This is a genomic window from Nostoc sp. NMS2 (assembly GCF_017115105.1).
Taxonomy (GTDB): Bacteria; Cyanobacteriota; Cyanobacteriia; order Cyanobacteriales; family Nostocaceae; genus Nostoc.
This window is the reverse complement of record NZ_JABXKH010000157.1, coordinates 20,369-46,648: the sequence shown is the minus strand read 5'-3', so window position 1 is coordinate 46,648 and position 26,280 is coordinate 20,369. Positions and strand designations below refer to the sequence as shown.

The 26,280-nt window shown below is 40.8% G+C and carries 16 protein-coding genes; 4 read left to right on the top strand and 12 right to left on the bottom strand.

Going from position 1 to position 26,280, the window contains the following annotated elements:
• Positions 1–660: 660 nt before the first annotated feature.
• On the bottom strand, positions 661–3,015 hold the full coding sequence (gene pbpC / locus HWQ36_RS28250) for a penicillin-binding protein 1C (protein WP_292708995.1): 2,355 nt from the start codon (positions 3,013–3,015) through the stop codon (positions 661–663).
• A gap of 500 nt (positions 3,016–3,515) precedes the next feature.
• Between pbpC and HWQ36_RS28245 the strand changes: the two genes are divergently transcribed.
• Positions 3,516–9,209 (top strand): alpha-2-macroglobulin, encoded by a 5,694-nt coding sequence (locus HWQ36_RS28245; protein ID WP_292708993.1) that lies wholly within the window; start codon positions 3,516–3,518, stop codon positions 9,207–9,209.
• Here HWQ36_RS28245 and HWQ36_RS28240 read toward each other — a convergent pair.
• The 9 genes from HWQ36_RS28240 to HWQ36_RS28200 all read right to left on the bottom strand — a co-directional run bounded on the left by HWQ36_RS28240 (position 9,181) and on the right by HWQ36_RS28200 (position 18,989).
• Positions 9,181–9,372: a type II toxin-antitoxin system HicB family antitoxin gene (locus HWQ36_RS28240; RefSeq protein WP_292708991.1), complete on the bottom strand. Its 192-nt coding sequence runs from the start codon at positions 9,370–9,372 to the stop codon at positions 9,181–9,183. The two genes, HWQ36_RS28245 and HWQ36_RS28240, sit on opposite strands and share 29 nt — an antisense overlap.
• Before the next feature lie 171 nt (positions 9,373–9,543).
• Positions 9,544–9,732 (bottom strand): hypothetical protein, encoded by a 189-nt coding sequence (locus HWQ36_RS28235; protein ID WP_292709066.1) that lies wholly within the window; start codon positions 9,730–9,732, stop codon positions 9,544–9,546.
• Between the two features lie 35 nt (positions 9,733–9,767).
• A complete protein-coding gene (locus HWQ36_RS28230) occupies positions 9,768–11,756 on the bottom strand; it encodes an ATP-binding protein (RefSeq protein ID WP_292708989.1) in 1,989 nt (662 codons plus the stop codon).
• Positions 11,757–12,076: 320 nt separating this feature from the next.
• The gene (cbiE, locus tag HWQ36_RS28225; protein ID WP_292708987.1) at positions 12,077–13,285 is read right to left on the bottom strand and encodes a precorrin-6y C5,15-methyltransferase (decarboxylating) subunit CbiE; all 1,209 of its coding nucleotides are present in this window, start codon (positions 13,283–13,285) and stop codon (positions 12,077–12,079) included.
• A gap of 20 nt (positions 13,286–13,305) precedes the next feature.
• Positions 13,306–14,079 (bottom strand): class I SAM-dependent methyltransferase, encoded by a 774-nt coding sequence (locus tag HWQ36_RS28220; protein ID WP_292708985.1) that lies wholly within the window; start codon positions 14,077–14,079, stop codon positions 13,306–13,308.
• Positions 14,080–14,241: 162 nt separating this feature from the next.
• Positions 14,242–15,450 carry a 4-hydroxy-3-methylbut-2-enyl diphosphate reductase gene (locus tag HWQ36_RS28215; protein ID WP_292708983.1) on the bottom strand — a complete coding sequence of 403 codons (1,209 nt, stop codon included), beginning with the start codon at positions 15,448–15,450 and terminating at the stop codon, positions 14,242–14,244.
• Between the two features lie 95 nt (positions 15,451–15,545).
• Positions 15,546–16,376, bottom strand: coding sequence for an SGNH/GDSL hydrolase family protein (locus HWQ36_RS28210; RefSeq protein ID WP_292708981.1), 831 nt, complete (start codon positions 16,374–16,376; stop codon positions 15,546–15,548).
• Positions 16,377–16,539: 163 nt separating this feature from the next.
• A complete protein-coding gene (locus HWQ36_RS28205; RefSeq protein ID WP_292708979.1) occupies positions 16,540–17,982 on the bottom strand; it encodes an ammonium transporter in 1,443 nt (480 codons plus the stop codon).
• Positions 17,983–18,665: 683 nt separating this feature from the next.
• Positions 18,666–18,989, bottom strand: a complete 324-nt coding sequence (locus HWQ36_RS28200; RefSeq protein WP_292708977.1) for a YnfA family protein — start codon at positions 18,987–18,989, stop codon at positions 18,666–18,668.
• A 323-nt stretch (positions 18,990–19,312) separates the two neighbouring features.
• Between HWQ36_RS28200 and HWQ36_RS28195 the strand changes: the two genes are divergently transcribed.
• The 3 genes from HWQ36_RS28195 to HWQ36_RS28185 all read left to right on the top strand — a co-directional run bounded on the left by HWQ36_RS28195 (position 19,313) and on the right by HWQ36_RS28185 (position 24,355).
• Complete coding sequence (locus HWQ36_RS28195) at positions 19,313–23,191, top strand: response regulator (RefSeq protein WP_292708975.1); 3,879 nt, start codon at positions 19,313–19,315, stop codon at positions 23,189–23,191.
• Between the two features lie 416 nt (positions 23,192–23,607).
• On the top strand, positions 23,608–24,030 hold the full coding sequence (locus HWQ36_RS28190; protein ID WP_292708973.1) for a DUF4363 family protein: 423 nt from the start codon (positions 23,608–23,610) through the stop codon (positions 24,028–24,030).
• Between the two features lie 49 nt (positions 24,031–24,079).
• Complete coding sequence (locus HWQ36_RS28185; protein ID WP_292708971.1) at positions 24,080–24,355, top strand: peptidase; 276 nt, start codon at positions 24,080–24,082, stop codon at positions 24,353–24,355.
• Between the two features lie 260 nt (positions 24,356–24,615).
• Here HWQ36_RS28185 and HWQ36_RS28180 read toward each other — a convergent pair whose 3' ends face one another.
• The gene (locus HWQ36_RS28180; protein ID WP_292708969.1) at positions 24,616–25,254 is read right to left on the bottom strand and encodes a ThiF family adenylyltransferase; all 639 of its coding nucleotides are present in this window, start codon (positions 25,252–25,254) and stop codon (positions 24,616–24,618) included.
• Between the two features lie 152 nt (positions 25,255–25,406).
• Positions 25,407–26,237, bottom strand: a complete 831-nt coding sequence (locus HWQ36_RS28175; RefSeq protein WP_292708967.1) for a hypothetical protein — start codon at positions 26,235–26,237, stop codon at positions 25,407–25,409.
• Between the last annotated feature and the right edge of the window lie 43 nt (positions 26,238–26,280).

Here is a 26,280-nt window from a genome sequence, read left to right as displayed (position 1 = left end):
CATTCCGTAGGAAAGGGGTATGTTTTTAGCAGAGGGAACATGATCTATTTACTCATTGTTAAGAAACATAAATATACCTGAAACACTCACCAATGACAAATAAGAAATGATCCATAGCCTTCACAAGTTCCTCAAACTCTTTATAGAACCATAAGGGAAAAATCAAATGTATTTCTGCACCTGGTAGGCGTACAGAGTTTGTAGTTGAGATTCCTATGAAGCAGACGTGGTAAGCAAATATATATACTCATTTGGGATTTTCTAGGTTTTTAGAGCTAACCCAAGCGTATTAATTTCTGGTCACACCTTTGACATAATCTTGCAATGGCTTTGTCAATACGATCTGCAATAGTTTACTCATCAAACTGTTTAACGGAACTAGGCAGGTAATCCCTGCCTTTTTTAATCAATGCCCTCTAGCACTGCATTGCCTTGCTATTTAATATTTGTGAGGGGTCTAAGTCCCTCGCTTATGAGACTTCCAAGAAATAAATTATCCAATCTTGTGGGGTGGACATCTTGTCCGCCCCACAAGAAGTAGTTAGAGTATTTTTTTATTTGGAAGTCCCTACATTGCGCGACAAGTTTTGCGGTGGGGTCAAAATTCCCTATGCATTACTTAATTACGAATTACGAATTACGAATTACGAATTATTTTAATTATGGACGATTCCCCTTTACCTGAGAATTACTAATAGAAAATCCTCGACGAGTAGGTTTAATATTAGCTAATTCCACCTGAAAACTTACCTTATCGCTCATTTCCCCGCTTCTCGCTTCCAAAGTCCACTTACCAGGACGTAAATTCCAAAATAAAGCATTAGCTGGGTTTGTATCTAACTTTTCGCCATTTAGCCACCATTCTACAGATGCAGATTTATTTCCCGCTAGCTTAAATTCGAGTTTTTGCTTTGCTTCTTCACCCGGATAGAGTAAAAATAAATCGCCATGATGGGGAGATAAAATTCTCAAATTGCTAGAAACAAGACTCGATTGCTGTTGTTTTGCCAACCACTCGTTATACTCTGGTGGTAAATTAAATTGATTGTCACTTTCGTAGCCAATTTTATCTTCTGGATAGAAATATTCCTGCACCACTGAGGTACAATCTGGTGTTGGTCGTAACCCCGAAATTGCACAAATAGGTAATTGCACTAAACCTTCTGGAGGCGGAAAAGCTGCTGGTTCTTGATGTTCGTGCAAGTGTAACATAATTCGATTCCACAAAGGTGCAGCCCCTGTCACACCTGAGACTTGTCGCATCGGTTCGCCGTTGAAATTGCCTACCCAAGTAGCGACGGTGTAATCGGTAGTGAAGCCAACTGTCCAAGTATCACGAAAATTGGAAGAAGTGCCAGTTTTGACAGCAACAGGAAAGGGTAAATTTAATACTGAGTCTACACCAAAGGCTGTCGCACGAGAATGATTATCACTGAGGATATGAGTGATTAATTGCCATATTGTCGTCGAATTTTGGATTTTAGATACTTCGACTGCGCTCAGTACAAGTTTGGGATTTTGGATTGGGAAATCAGAAAATGTGCTTACTAGCGGCGTAGCTTCTCCGAGTCGTGCCATAGTAAGGTAGGCACGGGCTAATTCCCATAAACTGACTTCGCCACTACCGAGAGTTAAACCTAAACCATAATGTTCTGGGGTTTGATTGAGGTTTTCAAACCCAAGTTGATGGAGTCGTTCTAAGAAAGTTTCCACACCTACTTTTTCTAAAACCCTTACTGCGGGTACATTTAGAGAATTTGCTAAGGCGATTCGCACCCGCACAGGGCCAAGAAACCTTTCGGTATAATCAGTTGGGCTGTAAAGTCTTGCACCGGGAATTGCATAACGGGTAGGGACATCTGCCAAAATTGTATTTGGACGAATTAAGCCTTTTTCTAAAGCTAATTCATACACAAATGGCTTGAGGGTAGAACCTGGTTGACGTAGGGCTTGCACTCCATCATTGCGTCCTAGTTTGGCTTGATTAAAGTAATCAGGTGAACCGACATAAGCCAATACTTCACCAGTGTGATTGTCAATTACCAACGCAGCTGCATCATGAACATTATTAGCGGCGAGGGAAAAAATCACCTGCTGTACCTGTGCTTCGACAAACTGCTGTAAAGGGCGATTTATAGTCGTGCGAATAACGGATTTATCGCCCCAGCCCTGCTTTTCAAGGGGAGTTGGGGGGATTTGATTGGCTAACCAAAATAAAAAGTGTGGTGCGGCGATAATTCCTCGTGGGCGAGATTGAAACACAACTTTTTCGGTGTGTGTTCGGGCTGCGATCGCTCCACTAATATACTTTTCCTCTACCATACGATTAAGGACGTATTTTTGTCGCTGCTTCAACCGTTGCCAATGTTCATAAGGGTTAAAGTATGTGGGATTATTAGGGATAGCGGCCAACAAACTAGCTTGGGCAAGATTCAACTCACTCGCTGGGATAGAAAAATAAGTCTGTGCGGCTGCTTCTACACCATATATATTCCCGCCCATTGGTAGCCGATTAATGTATGCAGAGAGAATTTCATCTTTATTCATCCCTGCTGTTAACCGCCAAGATAGCCAAATTTCACTCAGTTTACCAGAGAAGCTGCGGGGGACAGGATCTAACATTCGCGCCAACTGCATAGTAATAGTAGAAGCGCCGGAAACAATTCGTTTCGCGTGGATGGCTTCTTTGCTGGCGCGGATAACAGCTTTCATATCCAACGCGCCGTGATGGTAAAAGCTGCCATCTTCGGCGGCTAAAATGGCATGTGTAAACTGGGGCGAAACTTGATTTAGTGCGACTACTGATGTATGTTCTTGGTCACGGGTGAGTAATGTTCCTAATGGTAAACCATTGCGATCGCTAAATTGCATTGCCAACTGATTTTGGGCAATATCTGCGACCCGGACGGGTGCAAAATAAGGTAACGAGCGGATAATCAGGCAGATTAGCAGTACAGCTAGGATAACTTTGCTACTATGCCTCATTTGGAGTAGCGATCGTAAAATTAGTTTCATCAGGGAATCCCTACCCAAGAAAACCTACCTTAATTTTGACGCACTGATTACATCTACATCAGCAAATATATCAAATCCTTAATAATTTATTTAAAATCACTTAGCAGATGTAAATTAATATTTGCAGAAATTAAATACTTATTCATAGTTAAGAATTGTAGTGATTTTTAGGAACAATCACAATTGATTGGTTATCTATGTAAATAAACATAGTTAAATCCAAAATCTAGGTAAAAAATAGTCATCTAGCATCCTTTATTCGTCTTGGCATTGCCAACTCAATAAGGTATGCAAACTTTTGTTCGCTATAACTTGTGAATTTTTTATTTTGAACTACTAAAAATATGATTATAAAATTTTTACTCCGTTCCTACCATAAAATTCTCTATTTCTTACTTAGCGTCCTTGGCGTACTTGGCGGTTCGTTAAAAAAAATTAGCCATTCCTCACGCCAGAAGAGAAGGATACAGTTTCTTCTTCTCTTTACGTTTACATTAGCGATGACAGGATGTAATTTTTTTAGTATCAACTCAAATAAAGAACAACTCCCAGCAGTATCCCCAATCACACCACCAAAATTGCCAGACTGGATTGAACAAATAAGTCCCATTGGCGATGCAAAACCTCTCAACCAAATCCGCATTCGTTTTAAAGAAGCTTTAATCCCAGTTGAAAGTCTTGACAATCCAGAACAACAGAAAATCTTAGAAAAATTTGCTCTTTGGCCGCCTTTACCCGGTCAATTTCGCTTTTTGACACCGCGCATGGTAGGCTTTCAAGCTGAGAAAGCATTGCCAATAGCGACAAGATTTCAAGTCACTCTCAAAGCAGGTTTAGCCGATTTAAAAAATCATCGCTTAGACAAAGATTTACCTTGGACTTTCAACACCGAATCTATTAGTTTAACTAATTTACCCGGTGTCAATCCCATTGAGAAGGCTGATATCGAACCAATTGATTTACAACAAAAGCTACAAGTTACTTCCAACGTAGAATTAAATTTAGCTTCTATACAAGAACATTTACAGTTAATTCCTGAAGGACAAAACAAGGGTGTAGGCTTCAAAGTCGAATTAAACAAAGAAGAAAAACCATTAAAAAATGAAGAAAATCCTTTAGAAAAATTTGACCCTTCAACCCGCAATTGGATTTATAATCTTATCCCCCAGCAAAATCTCGAAAAGGCAACCCCTTATCGCCTAGTCTTTTCTCCTGGAATACTCCCTGCTTATGGCAATCTTCCGACAGAGAAAGAATTTGCCAGTAAGTTAGTAACTTATTCACCTTTGGCATTCCAGAAAATTAACTTTTACGGACAGCCAGATTCAGGTGGAACATTTGGACGATTTATTAAAGGCAGTCCTCAGCTAGAATTTAATAACGTTCTACTGCCAGATTCAGCTAAAGAAAGTATTACCATTAATCCAGCGCCAAAAGACATTTCGAGAATCATCCAAATAAATGATGAAGATAAAATTGTCGGCATCAATCCTTATGCGCTAGAACCTGCTAAAACTTATACAATTACTATCGGCGGAAATCTCAAAGATAAGTTTGGGCAGACTTTGGGTAAACCTGTCACACTTAAATATGATACTGGAGATTTAGCTGGGGATATCTGGGTACCATCAGATTTGAATATTTTCCCCACAGGTAAAAATTTACAGCTAAATATTAGTACCGGAAATCTACCAGAATCTAAATACAAAGCAGCTTATCGAGCAGTTAAACCAACAGATTTAGTTTATTTTAATAATAGTAATGATTTATTACCACAACCTTCTGATTGGCAAAGCTTTAAGGTATTGGGTAAGAAAAATCAATCAGTTGATATTGCTGTTCCTCTCCGAGAAAAAATAAGTGCAGCTACAGGAATGTTAGCTTATGGAGTGCAAGCCCGCACTAATAAATATCAGGAGAATGGAAAGGAATTATGGCGAGAACCTACTACTTATGGCATGGTTGAATTGACGAATTTGGGCGTATTTACTCAGTGGTTTCCTGAATCAGGTTTAATTCGCGTCAATCATCTTACAGATGGTTCACCAGTTCAAGCGGCTGCTGTGGAAATTTATCAATCAAAATTACAAGCAAAATCTCGCCCTGAACCAGTACCTTGTGCAACGGGTAAAACTAATGAAAATGGAATTTTTAGAATTGTTCGTGAAGGATTACAGCAATGTTATCCTGGGAATGAAAGTTCTAGTAAATCACCACAATTATTAGTAATTGCCCGTGAAAACCAAGACTGGGCATTCGCTAGAACTGAAGAATATAGCGGCGTTTATGGCTACGGTATTGATGCAGGTTGGCAAGATGGTAAGCCAGAATCACGCGGGATAATTTTCTCAGACAGACAGTTATATCAACCAGGCGAAAAAGCTTGGTTTACTGGTTTTGCTGGCTTATTGCAAAATGGCACAATTCAGCAAGATAAAAATGCCGTTTACCAATTAACTTTAGTAAATCCTGATGGACAAAAGACCAACTTAGGTACGCAAACTACAAATGAATTTGGCACATTTTCTCTGGAATTACCAATCAAAACTACTCAGCGCTTAGGCTATCATACAATCCAGGCTAAGGGTAAAAATGGACAAGAACTTTCTGGAGAATTTCGGGTAGCTGAGTTTAAGCCACCCAACTTTAAAGTCGAACTCAATCTCGATAAAGAATTTGCTTATATTGACGATAAAGTTGATATTAATGCTACCAGCAATTATTTATTTGGTGCCCCTGTAGAAGGTGGAGAAGCAAAATACTTTATTACTCGTCAACAAGCTAATTTTCTTCCCAAAGGTTGGGAAGAATTTACTTTTGGTCGGCAGTGGTTATGGCCAGAGGAAACTCCTACTATATCTAGTGATGTGTTGCAAAATAATGCCCAACTAGATGCTAATGGTAAAAGTAGTCAAACAGTGAGTGTGGCTAATGATTTACCATATCCTATGACTTATCAAGTAGATGTACAAGTTGCAGATGTTTCTAATCTATCTGTAGCGAATTCCAAAACTTTTACAGCTTTACCAAGTAATCGTCTAATTGGGTTAAAAAGTAATTTTATTACTGATGCTGGTAAGGCTTTTCCTATTGATGTGGTTGTCACTGATCCTACAGGAAAACCGATAACAGGTCAACGAGTGCGCCTGGAATTACAAGAGATTAAATACAGCAGCGTCACCCAATTAGTTGAAGGTAGCCGAACGCCAAAAAATCAAGTTGAATATAAAACAGTCGGACAAACAGAAATTACATCTGCTAACAATCCGCAATCGGTAAGTTTGACAGCACCGGAATCTGGTTCATACCGGATTAGAGTGAATTTTAGCGATGCAAAATCCGAATTAAGTGCCACAGACTTACAAATTTGGGCAACTGGAGAAAATCCAGTATTTTGGGGTTCGAGAGAAAAAGATATCTTAGAAGTTAAATTAGATAAACAAGAGTTTAAACCTGGTGAAACCGCTACAGTACTAATTCAATCTCCTTATCCAGATGCAGAATTGTACTTTGCTGTGATTAAAGACAAACCCCTTTATCAGCAAGTTACCAAAATTCAAGGAAGCGCACCACAAATTCAGTTTCAAGTTACGCCAGAAATGCTGCCAAATGCAGCCATTGAAGCTGTCTTAGTCAGACAAGGTAAACCCATAAGCCAAGTGGAAGCGGGAAGTTTAGATAACTTGGTGAAGATTGGTTTTGCATCTTTTAAAGTTAACTTAGAGGATAAGTATTTAAAACTGCAAGTTAAGCCAGTGCAAGCATCATTAGAACCTGGTGCAGAAGAAACAATACAATTGGAATTGAAGGATAATCAAGGCAATCCCACCAAAGGACAGTTTACAGTCATGGTGGTAAATGAGGCGGTGTTACAACTTTCTGGTTATCGTCCACCAGATTTAGTGGATACAGTTTATGCAGAACAGACAATATCTACCCGTTTTAGCGATAATCGCCCAGATGTCATATTACAACCACAAGATGTAGCTAAACCCAAAGGTTGGGGTTATGGCGGTGGTTTCTCAACCGGTGCAGCTAATACTCGCACTCGCACCGATTTTAAAGCCTTAGCCTATTACAACGGTTCTGTCCTCACTGATGCTAATGGGAATGCACAGGTAACTTTTAAATTGCCGGATGATTTAACTACATGGCGAGTGATGGCTGTGGCCACTGATGGAAATCTGCATTTCGGGAATGGGGACGCGACGTTTATCACCACCAAGCCACTGCTAACTAATGCCATCTTGCCACAATTTGCCCGTCCAGGCGATCGCATTCTCGCTGGTTTATCCGTCACCAACAACACCGGAAATACAGGAAATATCTCAATTAATGGCGAACTTAGCGGTAATGTAAAGTTTGCTGACAAAAACCCCACAACTACTGCTTTGCAAACCAAAGCTGAATCTGCAACTCACGCTTATCGCTTTCCAATGGTGGCGGATAGTCTGGGAGTTGGGAAGGTTCGCTTTACCACTCAGCTAAATGGCACAGCCGCAGATGCTTTTGAAGTTCCTTTGGAAATTAAGCCAATTGAAATTACAGAACAAGTTGTTGAAACTGGTGTAATCCCCCCAACCCCCCTTACGAAAGGGGGGGATAATGTGAAAATTCCCCTGAATGTTGATAAAAATACCTTCCCTGATGCGGGAGGTTTAGATATTCAGTTGGCGAGTACTCTAATACCGGAAATTCAAGCACCAGCAAAGCAGGTTTTAGAAGATAATGATTTGCCATTCACAGAACCGGCAGCGAGTCAATTAATGATTGCGGCTAATTTGCAAACTATCACCCAAAAATATGGTCAAACCTTTGCAGAATTTAATCCTAGCCAACAAGCTAATTTAGCAATCGAACAATTACAAAAACTCCAAATAGCCGATGGTGGTTTTGCTGCTTTCCCCGGACAGGAAAAATCTGACCCTTGGGTTTCTGCTTATGCGGGTGAATCTTTGGCTAAAGCCAGTCAGGTGTTCCCTAATTTAATCGATTCTGGAATGCTGTCTCGCCTGAAAGCCTATTTACAAAAAGTTCTGGCGAATCCTGGAGAATACGATTTTTGCAAACAACTACTCTGTAAAAGGCAACTGCAAATTAATGCTTTAATCGCCTTAGTAGAACTGGGAGATAAACGCAATACTTTTCTTGCAGATATTTATGAACAGCGCAATAATTTTGATTTAGTAACTCAAATTAAACTAGCGCGATATTTATCTCAATTCCCAGAATGGCAAGATGAATCTCAACAATTATTAAACAAGCTGCAACAGAATATCTATGAAACTGGTCGCACAGCAGTTGTGAGTTTACCCAGCAGTTGGGGATGGATGAGTTCATCTACGACGACGCAAGCGCAAGCTTTACGCTTATTTATTGCCAAACAAAGTAAACCCGAAGTTATCGATAAGTTATTCCAAAGTCTTCTCGCACTACGACGGGATGGCACATGGCAAACTAACTATAATAATGCTCAAGCATTAACAGCTTTGGTCGATTATAGTCAACTGCAACCCACACCGCCGAATTTTGTTGCTACTGTGCAATTAGCTAATAATAAGTTAGGAGAAAATCATTTTGATGGCTACAAAAATCCTAGCTTACAGCTAAATGTGCCAATGAATCAATTACCTCGTGGTCGTAATGATTTAACGCTGCAAAAATCAGGTAATGGCACTTTACACTATCTGGTTGCTTATAATTATCGCTTGCAGGGAAATCAACCAGGTAAGTTTAACGGTTTACGCATAACGCGAGAAATTAGTCAAGTAAATGAAGAGAAAGTTTTACAAAAAACCGGGATTTACGCTTTCGATAAACCCTTGACTTTAGCCTCTGGACAGGTGTTTGATATTGGTTTAGAAATCATCTGCGATCGCCCCGTGGATCATATAATAATAAAAGATCCCCTACCAGCAGGCTTTGAGGCGGTGGATGCAAGTTTTCAAACTACCACGGCTGCATTACAAGCAAAAGCCGATAGCTGGGAACTTGGGTTTAAGAATGTGTACCGCGATCGCATTATCGCATACGCCGACCACCTGGAACCAGGAGTTTATAGCTTGCATTACTTAGTCCGTTCTGTCACCCCTGGGACATTTTCCTGGCCTGGCGCAGAAGTTCACCTGCAATATGCACCAGAAGAATTTGGGCGTACTGCTGAGTCTACATTGATATTGGAGGATGGAAAGTAATCAATTCATCTTCCAATGGCTCTAGGTAAAGTTCTATTGCTTCTTGGATATTCTCTAATGCTTCTTCTACTGTTTCTCCTTCGCTGATACAGCCAGGAAGTGAGGGAACATGGACGGTGTATCCGCCTTCGTTACTGGGTTCTAATACAACTTGGAGTTTCATAACTTGGCAATGAACTTACTTTTCTATTTTTAATGATTTTTAGCCATCGCATTGTAATTGAAGCATGAAAATTTGAAAGGAGCGATCGCACTTAAGATGTAAGAAAGGGAATCTAGAATTGACTATTCGTTATTTACTGGATAGCAATATTTACCTGGAATGGGAGTCATTTCAGGATTTATCTGGTGAATCATCATCAATAAACAATCTTTTTTTACTGCGCTTCAACTGTTTCCAAAGTGCTTTAATCTGTTTGTAAGCATCTTCTGGGGCAATCCTACCGCCATTTGCCAAATCATCGCTGCAATAACTCCAGCGCACCGGAAGAACATCGGTAGTTATACAAAAGATAAAGCCCAACTTTAAGGTAAAGAGTCAATTGATGTTATTCCTGATTACTGAAAATTCTGAATAGGAATTTCGATTTGAAATTCAGTTCCCTTACCTAATGCAGAGATACAACTGAGTTTACCCTGGTGCTTTTCGACAATAATCTGATGACTGATTGATAACCCTAAACCAGTTCCTTGACCAACAGGTTTAGTAGTGAAAAAGGGATTAAATATCTGTTCCTGAATCTCTGACTTCATACCAAGTCCATTATCTTTGATACTAATTAAAATCCTCTCATTGTCTACAACAAAAGTTTTTATTTGAATAGTTGGTATCTTAGTTCCAGACTGCCAATATTGCATATTCTCCTTTAAGGCATAAATTGCATTATTGATAATATTCATAAAAACCTGATTCAACTGGTTTGCATAACAACTAATCTTGGGCAGTTGACCATATTCTTTAACTATCTGAATATCAGGTAATTTATTTGGTAGTGTCAACTGATGATTTAGAATCATCAATGTATTATCTATGCCTTCATGAATATCTACAGATTTAATTTTTGCTTCATCTAGTCGTGAAAAGTTGCGTAAGCCCAGAACAATGTCTGTAATTCGCTCACTACCTGTACTCATAGATGCCATTAATTTAGGTAAATCGTCACACAAGTAATCCAGTTCGATAGATTTTATTTTGGCTGCTATGGTGGGATTTATTTGGGGATACTGCTCTTGAAAAACCGCAATTAAATCTAGTAAATCATTGATATACTGATTTGCATATCTGAGATTACCAGTAATAAAACTCACAGGATTGTTAATCTCATGAGCAATCCCTGCTACCATTTGTCCTAGACTTGACATTTTTTCACTATGAACCAGTTGAGCTTGTGTCTTTTGTAAGTCCAGTAGAGCCTTTCTTAATTCAGATGTACGTTCTAAAACCTTTCGTTCTAATTCATTGTTAGCCTTTTGTAAAGCTGCTGCGGCTCTGTAGGTTTCTGTAGCAATACTGGCAATATGGGTGGCGGTTTTCAGAATTTCTAGATGATGCTGAGTCGGATGACAAGGAAATTTATGAGATATAGCAAATGTCCCTAAAACTTCACCAGTTTGCGAAGTAAAAGGTGATGACCAACAAGCTCTAATGTTATAACTCAAAGCGAAATCTCGGAAATCAGCCCATAAAGGATCATTAGCAATATCAGTAGCAAATACTGAATCTCCTCTATAAGCAGCAGTACCACAAGAACCACAAAATTCACCAATCATCAAACCATCAACACCCTTAGCATATTCTTCTGGGAGAGTGGGTGCTGCTCCTCCCCGTAGTCGCCGCTTGTCTTCATCTACAACTAAAATAGAGCAATACGCCCCAGGTAATTGTTGCTCTAACAACACACAAAGGTTGTTAAAAATTTCATATAGGTTGACTCCAAAGGCAACTTGTTCTAAAACTTGGCTTTGGGTGTACACTAATGCTTCAGAACGCTTGCGTTCAATTGCTGTTGCTAAAATATGGGTTATAGATTGTAAAAAATGAACGTCATCTGAAGAAAAATTCTTCGCCTCAGTAGCATATATTTCTAGCAAACCTAAAGGCTTACTCTCACCTGGAATTAGCACACTCAAACCAGTAACGCTATCACCAGGAGAGGGAATAGTTAAATCATCTATCTTACAATTGGGTGTGTTAAAATTAACGATTAACTGAGTGTTCTCCAACAACTTTTGTATTTGGTGATTAGTTGTGACATTAATCTCAGCAAAGTCTGTTTCTAAAGGTTTCTCGCCAATGCTAGCTACTTGACGCAAAGCATTACTATCTGAAAGTAATTGCCAGATTCTACTGTATTTGACATTGAGTATTTGAGCTACTAAAGCGACTGTATCTTGGAATAAATACGATAATTCCAGTCCTGATAGTGCTTTTTGTCCAAGTGCATTCACTGCGGATTGATAGCTGAAATTCATCGATGAATTATCAAAATTATGCCAGTTATTGTTTGACTGACTTGTTTTGCTTGATGCCTCTAAATTTAAGTTCATAAACGAATATTATTTGTTCTGCGTATCTAATAGTTCCCTAAAAAACTTAGAATCTCAACCTACTTCTCAAAACTTTAAGATAATGGAATATTTATAAATCAAAGATAAAGTAAATTAAGCACATCTAAATTAATCTTGACAAAAATCTTTGTTCATGTGTAGAACAATAATCAGATTTATCGTTTGATATCATGTGCGGTTAATTACTTCTGATTATTGCTTTTGCCCTTGGCGTATCGTCTTTGCAAGTAGAAGGGTACAAAACGAAGTAAGCGGTTAAAGATTTAGCTGGCACGTTTTCAGATGCGAGACAAATCTTGTTATTTTACGATTACCAACTGCGTTACACCCGCCATTCCTCGCCAGCCGAAAAATTTACCAATAGGTTCCGCCCGTTGAATTGCAATACGAGTTAAATCACCACCGACTCGTTCATGCCATTGAAATAAAGTTTGCTCACCCTCTACCGTCACCACATTTGCCACCAAACGTCCACCCGGCCGCAATACTTCCCAGCAAACATCAAAAAGTCCCGTTGCTGTCACCCCACCACCAATAAAAATGGCATCTGGTGCAGGCAAATCTTTCAGAGCATGGGGCGCTTTCCCTTCAATGATTTGCAGATTTGGAGTACCGAGAGTGGCGGCATTATCGGCAATATAGAGTAGTCTAGATGAATTTTGCTCGATCGCGATCGCTCGACACCGAGCATTACTCCGCATCCATTCAATAGAAATTGAGCCACAACCCGCGCCAACATCCCACAATAGCGCTCCCGGTGTGGGAGCCAAAGCTGCTAGGGTGATTGCCCTAACTTCACGCTTTGTTAATTGTCCATCGTGGTGGTAAGCGTTATCTGGCAATCCTGGTAATCTTGGCAAAGGGATAACCCCAGGATCAGCAATACAATAAACTGCGATCGCATTTAAAGCCGCAATTTCAGTTTCATTCCAAGATGCAGCCGTCCCTTCGATAATTCTTTCATAAGCGCCGCCCATCCGCTCCAAGACGGTGATTTTGCTGCCCCCGTAGCCGCGATTTGTCAAAATTTGAGCAACAACGGCGGGTGTGTCCTTCCCTTCGCTCAAAATCAACAGTCGCGCTTCTGGATAGATATAAGACTGAATTAGGGAGGATGGACGACCATTCAAACTCAAGGTTTCTACCTCAGTTAAAGACCATCCAACCCTGGCACAGGCGAGGCTGAAGGCTGAAGGTGCGGGGATAATCGTCATTTCAGAGACGGGAATTCGCCGCATCAAGGTGACACCAATGCCATAACACATAGGGTCGCCACTTGCAAGTACGCAGATTGACTCACCCCGACGCTTGATGATTTCGTCTACAGAAGTGCTAATGGGAGATGCCCAGACTAGTTTCTCACGTTGATCGTCTGTAGGCAACATTGCCAAATGGCGATCGCCTCCGACAATTACTTTAGCTTGATCGACTAGAGAAAGAGCGATCGCGCTTAACCCCTGTAATCCATCTTCCCCAATGCCGACGATAGAAAGCCATTTCTCTGTCATGCTAATTCATGATTAATACTTTAATTAGCGACTAAAAACAAGTAATCTTCTTGATTGTTTTTATACTTATTGACAATCTCAGTAATGTGTCCTGTATTAATATCTGCTGCTAACCTTTGACATCCTGTTGTGATTTCATTTGCCGAAGCTAACAACGCAAAGGTAGAAATTCCAGCGCGGACATTTTCATCTAAATATATTTCAGGACGATATTTCCCACTATATAAAAATAAGTCTTGTAAATTTTCTGAAATAGAATAAGGTTCGATGCTGACTGAGTTAAAGCCTGCCTCATTGAGAGCATATCTAACCTTTTCTAAACTTGGCATATTTTCAGCATATTTATGTATAGCCTCTGGAAAATATTCGACTAACCAATATTTGCTCATTTGCTCTGGTGTGGCAGTAAATAATACAAAATAACCAGCCGCCAATACACGATAAACTTCCTTAAAAACAGGAGTTAGTGCAGCAAAATGATGTATTGCCAGCGTGCATAACACACCAGAGAAAGTCCCATTAGCATAAGGTAATGCTTCAGCTTCTGCAACTTGCCAAAGTACAGCGTTACTCTTATTTGTAGCAGCATCAATCATCTGTTTTGACTGGTCTACTCCATGCCAAACACCACCATGTTTTGCTAAAGCTAGTGTGTAATTTCCAGTGCCACATCCTATATCAAGATATGAAAAATCTGATTTTACCTGAAGGTGAACAGCTAATCGGGCAGCAATTTCAGGATCAGCGCGACGAGTCAAATCATAGCTTTTGCCAATTTGCTCATAAACAGCCATTTATTGAATTTCTCACAATTTTTGAAAATAGTAAATAGTTTTGATGGTTTATAGTCAGGACTTTAGTGCTTTCAAAAGAAGGAATAAAGTCCTGACTACAAACTTGATAACTGATATTGGTGTAGTGTTTCGCCAAGAAATGAAATTAATAATTGATTGCTGTTAAACCAGTGCTGTTGTTGCTTTCACAGCAAAAATCTTCTCAATCACATCTTCTACCACCTTATCTGGTGTAGAAGCACCAGAAGTGATTCCTACGACAATTTCACCATCTGGCAACCAATTTTCTGTAGTCGTTAACTGCCCATTTAATTGTCGATGTTCTATAGAATCTCCTGATTTAATCCGTTCAACAGTATCAATGTGATAAGAAGGTATTCCTCGCTCAAAAGCAATTTGTTGCAATTGAGTAGTATTTGATGAATTAAACCCACCAATTACTACCATTAAATCTAAATTATGCTCCACCAATTCCAACATTGCATCTTGCCGTTCTTGAGTGGCATCACAGATAGTATTGAAGCTTTGGAAATGCTGATTTAACTCAATGGGGCCATACTTCTGCAACATAGTCCGCTCAAAAAGCTTGCCGATTTGCTCAGTTTCGTCTTTAAGCATCGTAGTTTGATTAGCAATGCCAACTCTTTCTAAATCACGATCGGGGTCAAATCCGGCTGAACAAGCTTTAGCAAATTTTGTCAGAAATTCTTCACGATTCCCACCATTGAGAATATAGTCAGCAACATAAGCTGCTTCTGATAAATTCAACACAATCAAATACTTGCCAGCAAAGGAACTAGTAGCGACTGTTTCTTCGTGCTTATATTTCCCGTGAATTATTGATGTATAATCGATTTTTTTGTGCTTTTCTACTGTATTCCAAACTTTAGATACCCAAGGACAAGTTGTATCAACAATTTTGCAGCCTTTATCGTGAAGTATCTGCATTTCTTGAACGCTAGCCCCAAAAGCTGGTAGTATCACTACATCACCAGTGCCAACAACAGAAAAGTTTTTATTCTTTCCTTCAATAGGGATGAATTCTACTGCCATCTCCTGCATTCGCTGATTTACAGAAGGGTTGTGGATAATCTCGTTAGTAATCCAGATGTGTTCTGTGGGGAAGTGCTGACGGGTTTCGTATGCCATAGCTACAGCGCGTTCTACACCCCAGCAAAAGCCAAAGGCTTGTGCTAGTCTGATCGTCACATCATCCCGTTGCAGAATGTAATTGCGATCGCGAATTTCTTGAATCAAGTTACTCTGATACTCAGATTGCAACTGGGTGGCAACTTCTGCTTGATGACCAAAGCCTTTTCGATTGTAATTTTCTGAATGTTGCAGGCTGCGCTTAAAAGCTTTTGTATCCATTAGATTTGTTTACTTAAACCACTATTTTGTATTTTCTCGCACCCAGACGCGATTTATAAGAAAAATGCTGAAAACCCTTTTTCTCGTGAAGGACGTTAATAGGGTTTTAATTTGATCTCGCTATAAATCTGCAATGCAGAACGCCAAACTATATAGCCTTCGGGACTTAAGTGTAAGCCATCAGTAGTAAATTCCCGGCGGAGATTTCCTTGTTTGTTGGTAAACAGGGGATATAAATCGAGATATTTGACACCTTTTTTAGTAGATATGCTTTGTAGTTGCTGATTCAACTCCCGAATGCGATTGTTAGTAACAGCTAAGAGTTTATCTCGTCCTTTCCAGGTTGCGTCTTCTGCCCCATGTGGCAAAATCGATTGCACAACAATTTGCGCGGTGGGATGCGTCTTTTGGAGGTAACTGATAATTTGTCGCTGATTATCTAAAATTACCCCGTCGCTCATCCCTCGAATTAGGTCATTAATGCCAATCATCACAAAAATTACCTCTGGCTGGGTGCGGTTAAATATCTCCAACCTGTTTAAGAGTCCATTACTGGTTTCGCCAGAAATTCCTTGATTGAGCCAAGTTTTACCTTCGGGTAATAACTCAGGGGGAAACCATAAACTCAGAGAATCTCCCGCCAGGATGGTTAAATGCGGAGGACGTTGGTCAGCAGCTACCTTGGCTTCTTGCTTGAGGATGTCTACCCACTCTTGGTAAGAGAGTTGGTGACGGCGACCCAAATCAGGTGTAGCAATTTGGGTTGAGTTGTTCAGGTTAATTTGTTCTGGGGATGTTACTATCCCAAAAAAAGCGGACAATCTCTGCTGTTGCCAAATTAGCAGGATGACCGCCAACATTAGGATGCCGTTGGTTAACAGCGAGAAAAATGCCCAGATAGGAAAGGTTTTAAAAGAAGTAGACACAACTAGCGAAATTTACCAATTATTTGAATCAAATTTTAACGCTAGCGATCGCAAATTACACAATCTTAAATTGGGGAATGGGGAATGGGGCATGGAAAAGAGGCAGAGGGGCGGGGGGCAGGGGGAAAACTCTTCTCCCTTGCTCCCTGCTCCCCACTCCCTACTAAGTCGGACGATCGCCAAACTCGGAGTTGTAACCTTCTTCACCGTGTTCGTTGATATCCAAACCTTGCAATTCTGCTTCTTCTTTAACTCGTAGCCCGACTGTAGCATCGATAACCTTGAGAATGATCCACGTACCAACACCTGCGATCGCGTAAGCAACTGCAATTGCTGCTAGTTCAACTCCCAATTCACCAAAATTACCACGCAGCACTCCGTCTTTACCTCCGCCGTTAACTTGAGTTGTGGCAAAGATGGCCGTTAAAATTGCCCCCACTGTACCACCAACGCCATGCACGGGATAGGTATCTAAAGCATCGTCAATTTGCAGTTTGTGCTTGAAACTTACAGCATAGAAGCAAACAAAGGCGGTGATGAAACCAATTAAAATCGCTGATAGCGGTGTCACAAATCCAGCTGCGGGAGTGATGCCTACTAAACCAGCAACGGCTCCTGTCGCCGCTCCTACGGCTGTGGGTTTACCCCGTAAAACTGCTTCCAAAATTAGCCACATTAAAGCTGCCGCCGCCGCCGCCGTATTGGTAGCAACAAAGGCTGTTGTTGCTAAATTTGTGGTGAAGTCACCAGAAGTTCCACTAGCAACAGTTAGGGCACTCCCAGCGTTGAAACCGAACCAACCAAACCAGAGCAAGCCAGCACCCAGCAAAATGAAAGGAACGTTGTGTGGCGGACTCAGGCGATCGGGATGGGTTTTCCGAGGGCCAAGAACGAGCGCTGCTACCAGAGCAGAAATACCAGAACTAATATGAACTACTGTGCCACCTGCAAAGTCGAGGGCACCTAATCCACCATATAAACCCAAGAATCCACCTTTCGCCCATACCATGTGGGCTAGGGGGGCGTAAACAAAGGTTGACCACAGCAGCACAAACAGCGAATAGGCGCGGAAACTCATCCGCTCAACGATCGCCCCAGAAATTAAGGCTGGGGTGATAATGGCAAACATGGCTTGATAAATCGTGAATGCCTGGTGGGGAATCGTTCCGGCATAAGAGACTACATCAGCATATTTGGGGTCTGCTGCTTTGAGGGCATCTTCATAAGGCAGATGCGGCAAGTAGCCTTGAGTCTCTAAACCGACACCGTTCAACCCAAACCACTGCAATCCACCGATGAATGGCAACCCTGGTGCAAAAGAAAGACTGTAACCCCAGAGAATCCAGGTAACTCCCACGATCGCCATCAAGACAAAACTCATCATCAATGTGTTTAGGATATTGCGCGATCGCACAAATCCACCATAGAAAAACGCCAATCCTGGTGTCATTAGCAGCACGAGTGCTGCTGAAATCAGCATAAATGCCGTGTCTCCAGTATCAGCAGCAGGTACAGCAGCTGCTGTTTGGGCAAAAGCATTGCCCATTAGCGGCCCTCCCAAAAACAGTAGGGTGATAGCCCCAATCATCACAACTTTCTTCAACACTTCTTTTTCTTCCTAAGCACCAATGATTTGTATCCTTAACTACATTTGATTACTTTTAGCTGCACATTTTTGTCTTGAAAGTTACTTAACTTTAATTTGCTGGAAATGTTAACAAAAATATAATCCTGATTGTAGTTGCCAAAATGGAAACAAGAGTGTAACGATGCAATCACTGCATCTTTTTGTGCAGGATAGCATTTTATGCAAGCACTACAAAACTCCAAATTTTTAGTTACTTCGTGTTACAAATCAAGATACTTGTAAAAATTGATAATTATTATCAATTTTCAGAAAATTTGTACAAATTTATCATGAATTCTCTTTATCTCTAAGCATTTATGCGGGAGATATACAGATGGCTGCTTACTTAGGCTGGTTATTAAAAAACCTTGGCGATTTCTGGTCAGGTTATTATCTGTTTAGGAAATTCCAGCAAAAAAAACATCCCATCTTCGCATAGCATATATATCCTACCTAGCAAATGTACAAATAATTTTGGATAATTTATTTTTTGTCAGTCTCTAAAAAGCAGGTATTACGAAATTTATTAATCTATAAGACTCCTATTTGATTTTTGAACAAAACTCAGTACATCTTTATTTTTTCTTACCTATTCCCTATTCCCTATTCCCTTTCTCTACGAGTGATTCAGAAATCAAATCAGATTGCTATAGAAGTTTTACTTAAGGTCTGGGTGCAAACATGATAATTAGAACACTCATTAAAGCTAAACATGCTCCTATGAGGTCGTAGCGGTCTGGAGTTACCCCGTCTACCTTCCAACCCCAAAGCATTGCTATTGCGATAAACACACCGCCATAAGCCGCATACACTCTGCCAAAATTTGCCGATTGAAGAGTTGCAATCACCCCATACAAAGCTAAAGCAATTCCCCCCAATATGCCCCACCAGAACGGCTTACCTTCGCGCAACCACAACCAGACAAGATAACCGCCCCCAATTTCAAATAAACCAGCCCACAAAAAATACAGCAGAGACTTAATCATTTGACAAATTGGTTCATAAGGGCGAACTCAGTGAAATTACGCTAACGCTTTTAACTAAACTATTGTCATTAATTGAAGTAAGTTTATTGACCTGGACATTGGCATTGGACATTAGGTATGGGGAAGAGGCAGAGAAGCAGGGTGCAGGGGGAGCAGGGGAAAAATACTAAATTCTGATTCCTAACTCCTAACTCCTAAACTCAGCACTAAAAAAGGGGGGAAAGAGCTAATTTTTTATTCTCCCCCTGCCTCCCCTGCTCCCCCCGCCTCCCCTGCTCCCCCTGCCTCTTCCCCAGCCCCCAGAATATAGATAAGGCTTAAGGATGAAAGCACCATTACCTAATAACGAAGTACAGAGAATCGAGACACTTTTGGAGTATAAAATTCTCGACACGCCATCTGAAGCTGCCTTTGATGATCTCACCCGTTTAGCCTCGTATATTTGTCAGACTCCTATTGCCTTAATTAGCTTAATTGATACAAATCGCCAGTGGTTTAAGTCAAAAGTCGGTTTAGATGTCTTAGAAACACATCGAGATTTCGCATTTTGCGCCCATACTATGATAATTGCGATCGCTATTTGCCTAAGTTTTATCGTTCTTACTGTAGTTTACTACTTCATCTATCGTGAGGTAACAGAGCGCAAAAGGGCAGAAGAAAGCTTAAATCAAGAACGTAACTTGATCTCAGCAGTCCTTCATACAGCCAGTGCGTTAGTAATAGTTCTCGATTCTCAAGGGAAAATTGTTCGTTTCAACCAAGCTTGTGAGCAAATAACGGGTTACTCTTTTGATGAGGTGAGGGGTAGGTATTTCTGGAACTTGTTGCTACTTCCTGAAGAGATGGAATCAGTTAAAGCAGTTTTTGAGGAATTGCTAACTGGTAGAGGCTTTTTGGAGTATGAGAACCATTGGGTAATGAAGGATGGCAGTTGCCGACTGATTGCCTGGTCGAATACCTTCTTAAAAGACTATCAAGGATCGGTGGAATACATTGTTGGCACTGGCACTGACATCACCGAACGCAAACGAGTCCAACAGCATTTAACTGCACAATATGCTGCAACCCGCGTTTTGGCAGAGTCTACCACAATCAACGAGGCTAACCCCCGAATCTTGCAAGGAATCTGCGAGAGTTTAGGATGGGATTTAGGTGAAATTTGGATGGTCGACCAGCAAGCAAATGTGCTGCGTTTTCTTTCCATCTGGCATAAAGCATCCCTGGAAGTGCAAGAATTTGAAGCACTGAATCGGCAAACCACATTTATAGAAGGAATTGGACTACCTGGACGTGTTTGGGCTAGTTCTGAACCTGTTTGGCTGACTAATGTCGTCACGGATCTGAATTTTCCTCATTTTAAAATCGCGGCTCAAGTAGGACTACACGCAGCTTTCGGTTTTCCGATTCGCACTGGTAACAAAATTCTGGGCGTGATTACCTGCTTCAATCGTGAAATCCAACCTCCTGACCAAGATTTAGTCAACACGATGAATTCTATTGGTGAGCAAGTGGGCCAATTTATTCAGCGTAAGCGGGCTGAAGAGGAATTACAACGCCAAAACTTGCGATCGCAACTTTTTACCGAAATCACCCTCAAAATTCGCCAGTCTTTGCAAATCGAAGAAATTCTCGAAATCACTGTCAAGGAAGTACAAAAGATTCTCCAAACTGACCGAGTTTTGATCTATCAGCTTTTGCCAGATGAGTCTGCAACCACCGTTGTTGAAGCAGTAATTTCTGGCTTACCAGCAATCAAAGAGCAAAATATCACTGCCCCTTACTTACGGGCAGAATACTTGCAACAGTACTATCTACAGCAGTACCGTCAAGGAGAGATTTTAGGACTGGCTGAGTTAGATTTGCTCGAAGTCCAACAAAGTGACTTGAAATTAATCCAACAATTTGGGGTCAAAGTCAATTTTGTTGTCCCTATTCTGGTCAAAGAAGAACTTCGTGGTTTGCTCATAGTCCATCAGTGTGATGATTCCCACCAATGGTCTAGTTTTGAAACTCATCTGTTGCGGCAAATAGCTGACCAAGTAGGTATTGCTTTAGCCCAAGCTCAACTTTTAAAAGCAGAAACTCGTCAGCGACAAGAACTTGAAATTGCTCGTCACCAAGCGGAATTAGCTTCTCAGACTAAAAGTGCTTTTTTAGCAAATATGAGTCATGAAATTCGCACTCCCATGAATGCTGTCTTGGGGATGACCAGTTTGGTGTTAGATACTCCCTTAAATCCAGAACAGCGAGATTTTCTTGAAACAATTCGGATTAGTGGAGATGCCCTTTTAAGTTTAATCAACGAGATTTTGGATCTTTCCAAACTTGAGTCTGGAGAAATGAATCTCGAAACTCTAGATTTTAACCTATCTACTTGTGTTGAAGAAGTAGTGGAATTATTGGCTCCCTCAGCCCATAGTAAGGGATTAGAAATTGCCGCACTACTTTATAGCAACGTCCCTACCCACCTCAAAGGCGATGCTAGTAAGTTACGGCAAATTCTGATGAACCTAATTAGCAACGCTATCAAGTTTACTAGCGTTGGTGAAGTCGTAGTGCAAGTAGAATTGCGATCGCCCTTGGCAAAGCCATCGCTTTCCTCCACAACAGTTACCATCCATTTTGTCATCACAGATACAGGTCTTGGCATTAGCCCTGAAGACCAACACAAAATCTTTACGCCATTTACCCAGGTGGATGCTTCTATCACTCGCAAGTATGGTGGTACCGGTTTAGGATTAGCCATCTGCAAACAACTGGTGACTTTGATGGGAGGAGTCATTGGGGTAGAAAGTCAGATGGGGAAAGGATCTAAGTTTTGGTTTGAGGTGCCTTTTGCCAAACAACTTGAGTCTGTTTTGCCAAACGATAGCTTGTCTGCGATCCGCTACGCAAACGTCAAGAGCGATCGCGAACTTTTGAACAATCGCCGCTTGTTAGTGGTAGATGGTAATGCTACTAATTGCAAAATTATCTATCATCAAGCTACCAGTTGGGGAATGCAGGTAGATCAAGCTGACAGTGCTGCTGCTGCACTCATTGCTATTCAGGAAGCTTGTGAACGGGGGAATTCTTATGATGTCGTCTTGGTTGATATGCAAATGGCTCAAACTTCTGGGATGACTTTAGAAGAACAAATTAAAGCCAATTCTGCAATTGCTAAGATACCTTTGATTATACTTACCTCTATTAATCAACGCGCCCAATTCCAACGGGCGCTCAAAATAGGATTTGCTGCTTATTTAGTCAAACCCATTAAGCCCTCTCGACTCCTTGATACTATTATGACTATTCTAAAAACTCAGCCTCAACCAGAAGAAGGGGCTAAAGGAAGAAGGCTAGAGGCTAACACAAAAATCCCAAGTACAGAAACTTCCAGCATTCTTACTTCCTCTCCCCCTAACTCCTCTACTCAATCGAAGTTAAGAATTCTCTTAGCTGAAGATAATTTGGTGAATCAAAAAGTGGCCCTGAAGCAACTCCAGAGTTTGGGTTACAAAGCTGATGTTGCCGCCAATGGAGAGGAAGTTTTACAACTATTAGAAAAAATTCCTTACGATTTGATTCTCATGGATTGCCAAATGCCAATTCTCGATGGTTTAGAAACCACAAAAGAAATTCATCGTTGGCAACAAGATGCTTTTGCTTTGCGTCGTCGTCCTGTGGTGATTGCGATGACGGCTAATGCGATGAAAGAAGACGAACAAATGTGTCTCAATGCAGGAATGGATGACTATCTGAGTAAGCCAGTGTTTAAAGAAAAATTGGCTGCAACTCTAGAGCATTGGACAGGTGTTATTCTCTCAAAACAAGAGCCAGTTGTTGATGAACAGACCGTTTTTACCACAAAAAACGATACAATTGACCTAGCAATTGATTGGGAACACTTGCATCGGATATCGGGAAACGATCGAGAATTTGAATTAAATCTATTGCAAATATGCGTTGAAGATATTAAACCCCGTTTAGAGATAATTATTGCAGCGATCGCATCTGATGACTTTGGGCAAATTGCGCGAGAAGCTCATCACCTTAAAGGTGCTAGTGCCAATGTTGGATCCACAGCTATGTATCTAGCCTCTGAAAAACTAGAAAAATTAGCTTACGATCAAGAGCTTAGAGATGCTACTAACTTAGTTTTAGAGTTAAAAGAATCTGTCAACTCTATTCAAGACTTTTTAACAAGAAAGAATTCAGTCTGAATTCTGTACGAGTAGCGGATAAATATGTGAGTTTAAGTCACCCACGAATTAATTCTGAATTCTACGTGCTTTTTTAATCATAAATAAAGTAACAAATCACACCTTAGTTACCAACCAAAAATGATGGGGCATAAATTCCAAATTAATAGACATCTCCAGAAATTAAATATGCGTTATCCAGAACCCTTGTAGAGACGTAGCACTGCTACGTCTCTACATTCTTTTTTGCTTTTTGGGAGATGTCTAATATAGAAAACAGCTTCAATACAATCGTACCAATAAAAACTTGGATGAAAAATTTTAGCATTTACAGAGAGAAAACTTGTATAGAATCTTCCTATATCTCCAGCAACTTTAGCTGATATAGTAGCTGATACCGTCGTTACTTGGCGACTTATGATTATTCAAGAGGTCTTATGAAACGCTTAATCTACATCATCCCTGTTACTGCAATTAGCTTACTGACATTGGTAGGATGCAACAGCGATCAAAAATCCACTACTCAGACTCCTGCCACCACAGAAACCACTAAGACGACAACAGTATCTAAAACTCCTGGTGCTACGCAGGGAGGTTTTGATACTTTGACCGGTGTAGTTACAAATACAAAAACTGCGGTGCAAGCCGGAAACTTTGACAAAGCTCAACAAGAATTTAATAAGTTTGAAAACTCTTGGTCTAAAGTTGAAGATGGTGTCAAAACTAAATCTTCAAAAACCTATAATGTCATCGAAGATGCTGCAACCCAAGTGAAGGGTTCGCTGAAAGCAAAAGATAAAGCGAAATCTCTTAAAGGGTTACAAACACTTGAGACAAACATCGCCACTGTTTCTAAGTGAGGTAAAACTAACATAGACCAGGAGTTAAAAGACATGGAGATTTTGGATAATGCGTTCATTTCGCAAATACCACCGGACTCTGGCGATTATTTTGGCTTTACCGCTTGCTGTAACATTGTTAACCGGCATTGCAGCTACCCTGGTCGGTGAGTGGTCAGCTAACATTGGAGTTCCACGTAGTCTACTGCTTTCGATTCATCGTGGTGAAATCTTGGGTTTACAGGGAATTTACCCGATTTTGAACGGACTAGGACTATTAGGGTTGTTGGTTACTGGATTAAGTATGACTAGTTTGTTTCGTAGGAAAAGGTCAAAAGCTGAGTAAGGATTAGTCACAAAGCGATCGCAGTGTTTCCAGATATAAAAACAGTTTCCCTGCGATCGCAAAAGTGAATAGTTGCTATGGCGGTTCCCAGTTGAGTAAGGTACAAAAACCCCACCCCCAACCCCCTCCCCGCAAGCGATGAGGGGGCTATGAAGTACCTCATTTGATTAGGAAAAGCTATATACAACTTAAACTTGCAAGAGTTTGGTAAATTATAATGGGCGATGTCTGCGACAAGCCGCTAAGAGCGTCTACGCAATCTACAAAAACAGAGATTGAACAGTCAGATCCTTTTGGGTGATGCTAAAGTTACGCTGTTCTGATGTAGAAATGAATGAAACGATCGCTTCACACGTCACCGCAACGGTTAACATCACTAGGTTTCGCGCCAACGGATAATCACAAATATCATCGTTAATCTTAGAAGGAACGCGATAAACATCATTCCAAATCACTTCAGCATAATCAGCCGATAGTCCAGCATGAAGACAAGGTATGCTTAATTGTTCAGCATAATCTTTCACTGCTTGGCGTGCCACACTATTGTCAAAAGCATCGACAATTAGCTGGCTGTCTTTGAGTAATTGAGTTGTATTGGCTGGTGTCAACTCCTTGGTTTTAGCATCAACTTTAGTACCAATTGCTCGATATAAATTGTTTGCTAAAATTTTCGCCTTGAACGCTCCAACATCAGAACGGTAGTAAGGTTGAGTCGAAAGATTGCGCTCCTCAATGCGATCGCAATCAATCACTGTGAGTTTATCAAAACCAGAGCGAGCTAAGTTTTCTGCAATGTTAGCTCCTAATGCTCCAGCACCACAAATGTTTATAGAATAGTTTTTCAGCTTTGTCATCACAGCATTAGTGCGGTAAAGCTGTTCGTGAAAGAAGATACTCATAATAATTCGTAATTCGTAATTCGTAATTCGTAATTAATACACTCACTAGTACAGCACGGTGTAAATAAACCACCCATTCCAAACCAACGAAACGCTTACGCTGTATTCATTTTTAATTTTTAATTTTTAATTTTTAATTCCGCCTTGCGGTACTAGTCTTGTTGTTCCATGACACCCACTAAGGATTGCAAGTCAAAATCGCGATCGCGTCCACTTAGGCAAATACCAGAACTGACAACAGTTAAATCAGTTTTAGCGATCGCACTACTATGGCGAACACCATCAGCAGTTGTCCAATCGACTGTCCAGTAGTCGTTGCGATCGTGGAATTGAGTTAAGGTACCGCCACCCATTTGTAAAGCCTTTCTCAGTCGCTTTTCATCCTGTTGGGGTTGAGTAAATCCCTCAATCCGCCGAGTTGCTAATTCATACACTGTGCGGATTTCTGGAGTAATGCCTTTAAACTGTAATTCCTCAGCAGGAATGAGTTGCTTAACGACAGATTGCAGAGTTTCAACAATTACCGGATCGGTACGGCGATCTACTTCCTCAAACCAGCAAGACTGTCCATTCCATCGGGCAATGATTTGCTCAAAGGCAATACCCTCAGTAACTAAGTGGACTGCGATCGGCTTAACTACCTTCAACCGTTGACGTACATCTGCTTCATTCACGGGGTATGCTAACCAAGTTTGTTTTTGCAGTTGGTGTGCTAACCGCAGCCGTATTTGGGAAAAGTATTGCAGGTATTCGGCAATTTGGGGAAAGTCTGCTTCTTCTACAACCGTTGCTGTTTTCTCATCCACAGGCTGAAATATGCCCCAACCTTCAAATTTACTAGGCTTTGGATTGAAGGTGTAAACCATCCCGGCTACCCGTGTGCGGACTCGTCCACCTTTGACACAGGGCGCAAGGAATTGGGTGGTATGTAACTGTGCTTCTGCGATCGCAATTTGGTTGATTAGCTTAAATATGTTAGTCATAACTAATACCAATTTTCAAAAATAAGGCTACCAATGTAACCCT

Excerpts from the sequence above, each read along its gene's own strand:
- pbpC (WP_292708995.1), bottom strand. The coding sequence starts at position 3,015 with ATGAAACTAATTTTACGATCGCTACTCCAAATGAGGCATAGTAGCAAA.
- HWQ36_RS28245 (WP_292708993.1), top strand. The coding sequence starts at position 3,516 with ATGACAGGATGTAATTTTTTTAGTATCAACTCAAATAAAGAACAACTC.
- HWQ36_RS28240 (WP_292708991.1), bottom strand. The coding sequence starts at position 9,372 with ATGAAACTCCAAGTTGTATTAGAACCCAGTAACGAAGGCGGATACACC.
- HWQ36_RS28230 (WP_292708989.1), bottom strand. The coding sequence starts at position 11,756 with ATGAACTTAAATTTAGAGGCATCAAGCAAAACAAGTCAGTCAAACAAT.
- cbiE (WP_292708987.1), bottom strand. The coding sequence starts at position 13,285 with ATGACAGAGAAATGGCTTTCTATCGTCGGCATTGGGGAAGATGGATTA.
- HWQ36_RS28220 (WP_292708985.1), bottom strand. The coding sequence starts at position 14,079 with ATGGCTGTTTATGAGCAAATTGGCAAAAGCTATGATTTGACTCGTCGC.
- HWQ36_RS28215 (WP_292708983.1), bottom strand. The coding sequence starts at position 15,450 with ATGGATACAAAAGCTTTTAAGCGCAGCCTGCAACATTCAGAAAATTAC.
- HWQ36_RS28200 (WP_292708977.1), bottom strand. The coding sequence starts at position 18,989 with ATGATTAAGTCTCTGCTGTATTTTTTGTGGGCTGGTTTATTTGAAATT.
- HWQ36_RS28195 (WP_292708975.1), top strand. The coding sequence starts at position 19,313 with ATGAAAGCACCATTACCTAATAACGAAGTACAGAGAATCGAGACACTT.
- HWQ36_RS28190 (WP_292708973.1), top strand. The coding sequence starts at position 23,608 with ATGAAACGCTTAATCTACATCATCCCTGTTACTGCAATTAGCTTACTG.
- HWQ36_RS28185 (WP_292708971.1), top strand. The coding sequence starts at position 24,080 with ATGCGTTCATTTCGCAAATACCACCGGACTCTGGCGATTATTTTGGCT.
- HWQ36_RS28180 (WP_292708969.1), bottom strand. The coding sequence starts at position 25,254 with ATGAGTATCTTCTTTCACGAACAGCTTTACCGCACTAATGCTGTGATG.
- HWQ36_RS28175 (WP_292708967.1), bottom strand. The coding sequence starts at position 26,237 with ATGACTAACATATTTAAGCTAATCAACCAAATTGCGATCGCAGAAGCA.